This window comes from Paenibacillus sp. FSL M7-0802 (assembly GCF_038004945.1).
GTDB lineage: Bacteria > Bacillota > Bacilli > Paenibacillales > Paenibacillaceae > Paenibacillus > Paenibacillus polymyxa_B.
In genome coordinates, this window is sequence record NZ_JBBOSD010000001.1 from 3,402,455 (window position 1) to 3,412,401 (window position 9,947).

Here is a 9,947-nt window from a genome sequence, read left to right on the forward strand (position 1 = left end):
ATGAAGGCTGAGGGCGCTGTCATTCCGTGCAATACTGCCCATGCTGGCAAAGAATGCTGTGTTTAAAGCGCTACATCCCTAATCCATGAAGCGCAATCACAATCCGTTCAAAAAGAAACAATCGATCGTGGCGTTATGTGGAAAGCTTATACGTGTGCTGTACACTTTAGGAACAAAACGTATTTGTTATCATGCAGCTGGTATTTTAGGAGCGGTACGCCGATTCCGACTTCAACTGGCTACTTAAACTATTTTAAACCAATTTAAACCATTTGTATCATTCAAGTCTAAGGTTTAACAACAACTGAAGTACGGAGAGCCGCAGATTCTTAGACCATAACGGCACGACCAAGTAAAGGAGCAAGAAGCGCCCCCCCCTTGAGAGGTAGAACGAAGGAATATGAGAGCTAAGACCCCGTGTGGCTGGGAGGGTAAACCGTCAAAGGAATGATGTGGATATCCAAGGCGCGATCATAAGTAACATCCACAGAATGGAAAATGAGCTCCAAGCTCTATTCCTGTCACCGGCATCTTAAGAAAATATGTCACTCGAGCGTGATTTGCCCGACTCTTAAGGAAGTCGAAGTTGAAAACTTAAGAAAAAGGGAGCAAATGAGAGAAAACATTAATATATAGTGGGAGGGTTCACAGTTGAGAGTCCTTCTCTGTGGTTCTACGGGCATGCTTGGTAAAGCAGTGGTTAAGGAATTTTCCAAGCATGGTGTTGAGTTGTACACATTGTCCCGGACAAATGCCGATATCAATTTAGATGTTGTTCATGCAGAACTTCTGACAAAACATTTGAATGAACTGGAACCGGATATCATTATTAATGCATTAGCAAACGTAAATTTGCAATTATGCGAAGCTAACCCTAGCAGTGCCTATTTAATAAATGCCAGACCAGTCTCGTTTTTAGCAGATTATGCATCTTCTCGAAATAAGTATCTTATTCAAATTTCGACAGACCATTTTTATGCGGATCAGAAAAATATATTACACGATGAAAAAGCTCCAATTACATTGTTGAACGAGTATGCGAGAACAAAATATGCAGCAGAATGTTTTGCTCTTACGGCCCCGAATAGTCTAGTTATTCGAACAAATATTATCGGATTCAGAAATTTGGAAGCGAGACCTACGTTTGTTGAATGGGTACTTCGCTCACTGCATAACCAAGAAAATATGAAACTCTTTGAAAATGTGTACGCTTCTAGCATTGCCGTATCTCAATTTGCAGAGATTATGTATGATCTTATTTTGCGAAAAGCAAAAGGAATTTTAAATATTGCCTCAGCTGAATCGGTTAGCAAAAAAGATTTTGTGCTACGTTTGGCTCGCAAATTTGAACTTAACACAGGGAATGTAGACGTGGCAAGTTATGTGAATGGAACTGGAGTTCAAAGGTCATTAAGCATGGGCTTAAATGTAGGGAAGGCTGAACGTTTATTGGGGTATACAATGCCAGATCTGGAACAAGTAATAGATCGTCTCTATGTAGATTACTTTGAGGGGGAACAATCTTGAGATATGATACTTCAATTCAAATTAATAATAGAATTATTGATGCAGAATCGCCTGCTTATTTCATCGCTGACATAGCTGCGAATCACGATGGTGATCTTTCCCGCGCTAAGGAGTTAATTTGGATGGCTAAAGAAGCTGGGGCAGATGCCGCTAAATTTCAGCACTTTAAGGCGGAAAAAATCGTGAGTGATTTTGGGTTCCGCAATCTTAAAAGTGCTTTGAGTCATCAATCCGATTGGAAAAAAAGTGTATTTGACACTTACAAGGAATATGAATGTAATCGAGACTGGAATGAGGAACTTGCACTTACTGCGAAAAAAGCACAAATTGATTTCATGACTACTCCGTATGATTATGAGGCGATTCATTTGCTGGATCAATACATACCGGCATATAAAATTGGATCGGGTGATATTACATGGGTGGAGTTTATCGAAGAAATATCTAAAATGGGAAAACCAGTAATTTTGGCAACAGGGGCTTCATCTATGGAAGATGTCGAGAGGTCTGTCGAGTCGGCTCTACAACACACTCGTAAATTTGTACTTCTGCAATGCAATACTAATTATACTGGTGATCTTGAGAATTTTAAACATATTAATCTCAACGTTTTGCAGTCTTACGGATTAAAATACCCGCAAATGATACTTGGATTGTCTGACCATACCTTTGGCCATGCAACAGTTCTAGGAGCGATTGCACTTGGTGCCAAAGTGATTGAAAAGCATTTTACGGATGATAACAACAGAATTGGGCCTGATCATATATTTTCTATGAATCCGACAACGTGGAAAGAAATGGTTGATAGGAGCAGGGAGCTAGAAATAGCCTTGGGCGATGGGATTAAACGTGTAGAGAATAACGAACAGGATACAGTAGTTGTTCAACGAAGATGTCTGCGAGTAAAAGATAATCTTCAGATCGGTCATATCATACGGGAAGAAGATCTCGAAGTATTGCGTCCCGCCCCGCGGGATGGAATTGAACCTTACCGAAAAAATGAAGTTATAGGTAAACGTTTAAAGATAGTGAAAAGAAAAGGTGATGCATTGTTTATGCAAGATTTGGTGTATCAAGATGCTTAAAGGGGATAAAGTTGCGTTGCGGGCGATTGAACGTGTGGATCTTGCGCAACTGCTAGAATGGAGAAATAATGCTGAACTTAGGCAGTATTTTCGTGAATACCGTGAACTGAATCAATATAATCAGGAAAAGTGGTTTGAAACCAAGGTAGTTAATGATATAAATACAATCATGTTTGCCATTGAGGACTATAAAGTTCAGAAACTATTAGGAGCTTGTGGTATATGCTATATTGATTGGATTAATAGAAATGCCGATTTCTCCATTTATATTGGATTTCAAGACTTATATATTGATAAGCATTACGCTTTAGATGCAGCCAAAATGTTGATCAATTACGCATTTTCAGAATTAAACCTTCATCGATTATGGTGTGAAATATATGAGTTTGATTTCAAGAAAAAGGAAATGCTAGAGCGAGTCGGTTTTCAACTAGATGGTCGCCATCGACAAACACATTGGTCACATGGGAAATGGAGCGATTCTTTATTTTATAGTCTTTTAAGTAGTGATCCGATTCCTTCGTAATACAATTTTAATTTCCAAGAGCGGGGTCTAACTCCACCGTCTTCAGACGGTATCCGCTTTAGCCTTCAGCGAACTGGAAATACTTTCACTAAAAAGGTGAGAGTATGAAAGGGTACCAAAAGAATAGCCATGCGGTATATGAAATCAAATATCATGTGATTTGGATGAGGAAATATCGATATAAAGTGCTGAAAGGGCCATTGGCGATCCGGGCGGAGAATTGATTTATTCAGTTCAGCGGGTAGTTGCTCAAAGTAAGCTTTTTGTTTTATCATGGAAGGTACATCTCTTCTGTGGTTTGTGATTGCTGGACACTTTCACTCTATCAAAGGAAGCGGTGTTTTTCTATGCTGGCAAGACCACGACTTATACGACCTTTAATTCAGCCTTGGATTGAAACTAAACCAATTCTCGCTCTACGAAAGTTGAGTTACTTACTATACAGTTAGTTTGACTGTAAAGTATATGATAATATTTTTTAGTAAAAATTAGTTTACAAAGGAGTTTTTGTATGATTAATATGGAAAAACAGTATGAAAAGTTGTATCATGCCCTTCAAGATCAAGTTTCAAAGGTTATTGTTGACCAGCGGTTAAAGTACTTTAATGATCGGGACAGAAGACATTTATGGAAAATGTTTGAGATTATTGAACCTCTAGATAAGGATTTTCGAAGAAAAAATATTCAAAATGAACCTGAAAAATCCATTTTTGACCTTATTCGTTCATATAAAAGTGGACAGCATGAGGGCAAGGCTATTGTGTTATATGGATGTGGCGGAGCCTCTAAGATGCCACTTCATGTTTTAAGATATTACGGTTTAGATGCAAACTTATACTGTGACAAAAATCCTATTTTTCACGGAAAACTTCATAACAGCATTCAAGTTATTTCACCTGAACAGTTGGTAAAACATTATGGTGATGCATTGGTAATAACTGCAAGTTTTGATCATGCGGCTAGTATGTTGTCATATTTAACACAGTCGGGATTTCCCAGAGAACAAGTTTACTACTCTCAGTTTTTTCCTGAACAAATGTATTTCGGATTTCCGGAATTTTGTTTTAGTGAAAATGAAACTTATCTGGATTGCGGAGTAAGTGATGGCGCAACAATCAAACAATTTTCCGACAAAGTAAATGGAAAATATAACAAAATAGTTGCCTTTGAACCTGAACCGGCTTGTTATACTCGTTCCCGTAATTTCATAGAAAATGAGGGCATTGCTAGAGTTGAACTTATGAATATTGGTGTATTCGACCGTAAAGGGGTTATTTGTTTTTCAAGTGGAGTAGATGGAGCTGCGCATATATCAAATGAAGGTGATATAGAAGTTGAGGTTAAAACTATAGATGATGTTCTTACTGATGAAGCGGTGACATTTATCAAGATGGATATTGAAGGGGCAGAACTTCCGGCCTTAAAAGGGGCTGAAAGAATCATTAAAACAAACAAACCGAAGTTGGCAATTTGTTTGTATCATAAACCTGAAGACATCCCTATGATTCCAGAGTATATTCTTTCAATAGTACCCGAATATAAACTATGGATACGACCTTATGAGGTTGGTTTTAAAGAGTCAGGCGATGTTCATATAGGAGAAACCATTCTTTATGCTAGCATATAATTAGGAGATAGGTCTTAATTATGACATAATTAAGACCTGTTTTTTTCTAGATAGGATTGCGTTACATGAAGTATCTCTATCATGAGGCATGAATGGGAAAAAGAGGGGATAATTTCTACTTCGTGAAAATAATTATGGAGTTACTTACTCAACTTTCGCAGCTTGAAATTGGCAGATAAGCCTTGATGTAGATGGGCAGAGCGGAGAATCAGTGCTGGAGTAGACATTTAATCATGGCGGATAGTTTTCTTGCCGACTTGATTGGTGATTTCATTCATCAATTCCACCAGTTGTTTGTAAAGCCACCATCCAGTCCAACGGAAGAAACGTATGACCGTCCGACCAGCCCAAGATCAGCATGCGAAACCCTTTATATAAACACCTATGGCGTGATCTTTGAAACGAGTGAGAAGCTCTACCACTTTGCTCCGATTGCGCTCAAACATGGAATCGTCCACAATGAATACGAAAGTTCGAGTGACGGAAGTCAAGGTCTCGACTCGCTACACCGCATCACTGTTAAGCGAAGTCAAAAAGCGAAGCCAAGCAAAGCCGCTATGATTCATAAACCGATATACGGCATTCTTGCTCTGAAAGTCTTCACCTTCTGCACTTTCACGAAACCAGTTCTTCTAATGAAAAGCAGGACAAAGTCAAGTTGGAACAATTGCGAGCAAGCGTAGCTGAAGGACTCCGAAACCAAGCTTCTCGTAAATGCTTAAGCACACCAAGTTCTTGAAAGGCAGGTTTAAGTTCAGCGGGTAGTTGCTCAAAGGAAGCTTTTTGTTTTATCATGGAAGGTGGTTTGTGATTGCTGGACACTTTCACTCTACCAAAGGAAGCGGTGTTTTTCTGTGCTGGTAAGACCACGACTTGTATGGCCTTTAATTCAGGCCTGGATTGAAACCAAACCAATTCTCGTTCTGCTAAAGTTGAGATAGTAAGCTATCCAAACTAAATAAATATGCTTTCAGCAATGAGAAACCTTTTGAAATCGGATGCGGAACTGGAAAAGGACTTAAAGCAGCCGGTCAATACTTTGAAAGCTGCATAGGTGTTGAACCATCTAAATTACATTCAGACTTGGCCAAAGAAGCCGGTCTTAATGTTGTTCATGCCTATTTCGATAAGCAACTTGATATTGGGGAAGGCTACTCAGCTTTTATGAACTTTCAAGTTTTTGAACATCTCCTTGATTTTTATTCTATTTTGGAGCATGCTTATGAGATACTCGAACCAGGTGGAGTAGGCCTGATCAATGTACCAAACGGGCAGAGCATTGTTGAGCGGTCGTTATACCATCAGATTATTTGTGAGCATGTGAATTATTTTACGCCATTCAGCTTGGCAACAATGGTTAGAAAAGCGAAATTCGATATTATTGAAATTGAAAATGTTGCTAACACAATAGAGTTAGACATATATGTTAGAAAATCTAAAAAACACACAGGTTTTAATAATGCCAAAGAAGATCAAAGAAAAGTGTTGCGAGAAATAATGTATAAACATGAAAATATTACCATTTGGGGCGCTGGGGCAAAAAGCGAAGTGTATTCAAAACTGATAGATAATACAAGTGCTATTAAACACCTTGTAGATTCATCTGATGATAAAGTCGGTCTTTATATAAGTGGTATTGATTTGCAAGTTGAAAAAGTTTAACAAAGTATAATTAACGAGAGTAATTTAATTATAATTTTTGCTGCAGCATACAATAAAGAAATTACTGATACTTTATGTAATAAATATGGTTATACGAATACCATAGTTTATTTTGAAGGAGAAGAGATTTTGGTGCGAGGTGGAGTATCAAGCTAAGTTCGACAATGATACTGTTAAGGATCACTGGTCTGTTTTCCATCTTTAACATTTTCATCGTTTGTGGATGATGACATTAGTTGATTTGATATTGATCATCAACTAATGTTAAACGTACTGGCTCATAATTTTATCATGATTGGTTTATATAATGTATTATTCTTTTATGAATAAGCATAGCGATACACTGTATAAATATTCAGTATTTATGTACATGAGCTGATGACCAAGTATTAATGTATCTTAATTTAATGGAAGAGCGAGATTTTAAACACGACGACCTATTGCAGTAAGTCACTCAAAATCAAAGTATCTAATAATAAGGCTATCTTTTGTGTGAATGTCATATGAAAGATAGCCTTACTCTATTATCCTGCTTTTTAATGGAACTATAAAAGTGATAAAACTAACAGAGTTATAAAGAAAGGTTACTGAGATATCCTCTCCTGTGTCATAATAGTTGTCGTACCCCACAATAACACGTATGTTAGTTCAGTGGAGCGACCATGGCTAGATATAGTACAGAACTCAAGCATGAAATCATGCTGAGGATGATACCGCTAAAGAATGCATCGGTGGCTGAGATCTGTCTTGGCGGTTATTACCGTTGACGCCGAGATGAAGCAAGCCGGCAGCGCAGGAGAGTTTCGGATGAACATAACTATTTGCTCATTTAAAAGCACTTCGAAGCCCTAAATGGACGAGCAGGGTTAAAGTGCGTCTAGAGCGGCTCAGCGGTATCCTCATGAACCACAAAAAGATCCGGCGACTATGAGTAAGTTCAAGTTAGTTGCTACTATTCGTCAAGCCAATCTTTACCGTCAGCTCCAAAAGCTATACAGGAGCATTGGACTTATCCCAATCTGTTAAAGCACCAGTTTAACACGGGAGAGCCGGAAAAAGTCCTCTTCACTGACATCACCTATTTGCGTTATGGTACCGTTCAACGGGCTTATCTGTCCTGTGTCAAAGACGGAGCAATCAAGCAGATTCTGGCGCATGACTTGTCGAATAGTTTAGAACTGCCGATTGTGGAAAGGACGATACAAGTGCCTGTTGGAGCGACGGGATCACCAGAGTCATCCCGAAGCCATCTTCCATTCGGACCAGGGCATGCACTACACCCATCCGAGACCACATATGCTTCTTGCGAATGCTGGGTTCCAGCAATCATGTCCCGAAAGGGGAACTGTTTGGATAATGCCTTTATGGAGAGCTTCTTTGGTCATATGAAAGATGAACTCGATTACCAAGACTGCCAAACCCTAGAAGAACTTCGTGCGTTCGTGTATACATTGCTTACTACAACTCGGAGCTTTATCAATGGACATTAAAAAAGATAACCCTGATGTATTCAGAAGTAATCTCATTGCAGCTTAATTTAGAGGGTCCCTTTTTATCCTCATATAGGGTTACAGTTCATCGCCAGCTAGTACCCGAAAGCCACCTTTGAATGTTTCTGAAATATACAGAGCTGTAGTGTGTTAGGGGCTAAAAAGGCTTGACCACTCGCCAATTCAAAAATTGGAAAGTTGGTATTATTGGACGAGGGTGCTGATCAATGCTCGTTCATAGATTCAATGTAAGATCGTCTAAGACGAAATCTTAGAATAAAGGATAATTAAGTATGTTATATAATTAGTACATCATCCATAGGAATTATTTTCAATCTATTAATAATTTTAAATATTCTGAGAAGGGATGATGTTTATGAAGTGGGGAAAATACCTTTCTGGAATTTTATTAGCCATTTTAGTTTTAAGCAGTATGTCAATAGCTCCAGCCTCAGTTGAGGCCAGCTCATCAAGTTCAACGGCGAAGGATACTGATACGTCACTTTCGCTTAATACGACTCAAGCGCTGGAACCTACTAGCACGACTGAGGCTGTATATGGCGAGACTCTTAAAGTGAACAATCATCGGGTTACATTAATGTCTAATTTCAATGTGAACGGTGACCTCATGAGTTTCACTGATTCTTTAACGACAGCTGATCCAACAGATTTTTGGTTCTTTAACGTACCTACGGATAGAAGCATTCTGGCTCAGATCAAATCCAGTAATCCCAATTATAGATTTGACTTGTACTCGATTGATTGGAGCACGGGGACAGCAAGTTTGACGGGTTTTGGAGGAAAGGCCTCTGAATTGAAGTTTGCTACAGACTTAAAAGCAGGGGACTGGGGACTTCGTGTTACCTCCACAGGAACGGTAGGTGAAAGCTATAGTATCCGCATGAATGCGGCCTCGCCAGCGGATACACCGATTAATGGTAAGGCGGCCAAGCTAACATCCTACTCTAACAATTTGTTATATACGGTCATTGAGTATCCAAACGGAGATATTAAGGTGAATGGGACCCAAATTGCCAATACAACGGTGACAAACCCGAATTTGGAATGGTCAAGAGAATTCAACTTTTCCAGTGGTGGCAGTTATTCTTCAAGGAGTCATAATGTATCAGATGTTCGGGTTAAAAGTATCACTACGCCTGTGAAGTATACCTCAAATTATGCAAGCTCTGATAATGCTGTTTTGATTGTTCTAAATGCAGATACGCTTTTTACCTATTTTGAATCTGCATATAGTTCTGGCAATCCACCGTATCACAGTTCCTCTTTTGTTGACACCAGTGGCAGAACTACGCCGAGACGCCTGGATTTTATTGATATGGCTGGAGATCCAGACATTCTTGTGTATGATCTGGATACAAAGAAAGTAATTGATTTTGTAAGTAACTTGAATTACTACTATGCAAAAGGAATTGAGCCCCAGCCAACGGTAGTTTACTATAATTAAGTAAAAAAGAAATAACAAAAATTTTCAATGTTTTTTCCCTAGGAGTTTCAAACATTCACAAAGAGTTTACTATACTTGTATAGTAAACTCTTTGCTTAATATACCATTTCAATCTATAGAAATAGATTGCTTTGTAAAATTGGAATAACTATGAATGAAAACATTATCAATTCCAATTGACAATGGATAACTTTGGGTGGTATAGTCGGAAATGTGGGCGAGAGCTTCACTTCATTTGATGACGAAGGGAATGTTAGTGCATGCAAGGTAAAGTAAAATGGTTTAACGCAGAAAAAGGTTATGGTTTCATTGAAACGTCTGACGGCGGCGACGTATTTGTACATTTTTCCGCAATTCAAACAGAAGGCTTCAAAACACTTGAAGAAGGACAAGACGTGGAGTTCGACATTGTCGAAGGCGCACGTGGACCACAAGCCGCTAACGTAACCAAATTATAATCATCCCCGGCATAGCCGACCTACATAATTGGTAAGATGGTTAGCAATGGATAACGCGCTAGCAACTGCCCTGGAAAATATTCCAGGGCTTTTTTATGTTTTCTAAT

At 38.8% G+C, this 9,947-nt stretch carries 8 protein-coding genes and 2 pseudogenes; 9 read left to right on the forward strand and 1 reads right to left on the reverse strand.

The window, feature by feature from the left end; genetic code table 11:
* The first annotated feature begins 651 nt into the window (after nucleotides 1–651).
* From MHB54_RS15805 to MHB54_RS15820, 5 genes are all read left to right on the forward strand, one after another.
* Nucleotides 652–1,527: a sugar nucleotide-binding protein gene (locus tag MHB54_RS15805; protein ID WP_023990651.1), complete on the forward strand. Its 876-nt coding sequence runs from the start codon at nucleotides 652–654 to the stop codon at nucleotides 1,525–1,527.
* Nucleotides 1,524–2,612 (forward strand): N-acetylneuraminate synthase family protein, encoded by a 1,089-nt coding sequence (locus MHB54_RS15810; RefSeq protein WP_023990650.1) that lies wholly within the window; start codon nucleotides 1,524–1,526, stop codon nucleotides 2,610–2,612. The genes MHB54_RS15805 and MHB54_RS15810 overlap by 4 nt, the downstream gene beginning before the upstream one ends.
* A complete protein-coding gene (locus MHB54_RS15815; protein WP_023990649.1) occupies nucleotides 2,605–3,138 on the forward strand; it encodes a GNAT family N-acetyltransferase in 534 nt (177 codons plus the stop codon). The genes MHB54_RS15810 and MHB54_RS15815 overlap by 8 nt, the downstream gene beginning before the upstream one ends.
* Nucleotides 3,139–3,242: 104 nt before the next feature.
* Nucleotides 3,243–3,362 carry a transposase gene (locus MHB54_RS28725; protein ID WP_144390597.1) on the forward strand — a complete coding sequence of 40 codons (120 nt, stop codon included), beginning with the start codon at nucleotides 3,243–3,245 and terminating at the stop codon, nucleotides 3,360–3,362.
* 287 nt (nucleotides 3,363–3,649) lie between these two features.
* Entirely contained in the window at nucleotides 3,650–4,765 is a 1,116-nt protein-coding gene (locus MHB54_RS15820; RefSeq protein ID WP_023990647.1) for an FkbM family methyltransferase, read from the forward strand.
* A gap of 309 nt (nucleotides 4,766–5,074) precedes the next feature.
* Here MHB54_RS15820 and MHB54_RS28730 read toward each other — a convergent pair.
* Nucleotides 5,075–5,560: pseudogene (locus MHB54_RS28730) on the reverse strand (transposase); the annotation flags it as partial.
* Nucleotides 5,561–5,728: 168 nt separating this feature from the next.
* Between MHB54_RS28730 and MHB54_RS15830 the strand changes: the two are divergent.
* The 4 genes and pseudogenes from MHB54_RS15830 to MHB54_RS15845 all read left to right on the forward strand — a co-directional run.
* A pseudogene (locus MHB54_RS15830) lies at nucleotides 5,729–6,427 on the forward strand (class I SAM-dependent methyltransferase); the annotation flags it as partial.
* 1,385 nt (nucleotides 6,428–7,812) lie between these two features.
* Nucleotides 7,813–7,917 carry a hypothetical protein gene (locus MHB54_RS15835; protein ID WP_235322470.1) on the forward strand — a complete coding sequence of 35 codons (105 nt, stop codon included), beginning with the start codon at nucleotides 7,813–7,815 and terminating at the stop codon, nucleotides 7,915–7,917.
* A 376-nt stretch (nucleotides 7,918–8,293) separates the two neighbouring features.
* Nucleotides 8,294–9,382 carry a hypothetical protein gene (locus MHB54_RS15840; protein WP_023990644.1) on the forward strand — a complete coding sequence of 363 codons (1,089 nt, stop codon included), beginning with the start codon at nucleotides 8,294–8,296 and terminating at the stop codon, nucleotides 9,380–9,382.
* A 260-nt stretch (nucleotides 9,383–9,642) separates the two neighbouring features.
* On the forward strand, nucleotides 9,643–9,840 hold the full coding sequence (locus tag MHB54_RS15845) for a cold shock domain-containing protein (RefSeq protein WP_013312263.1): 198 nt from the start codon (nucleotides 9,643–9,645) through the stop codon (nucleotides 9,838–9,840).
* The last annotated feature ends 107 nt before the right edge of the window (nucleotides 9,841–9,947 follow it).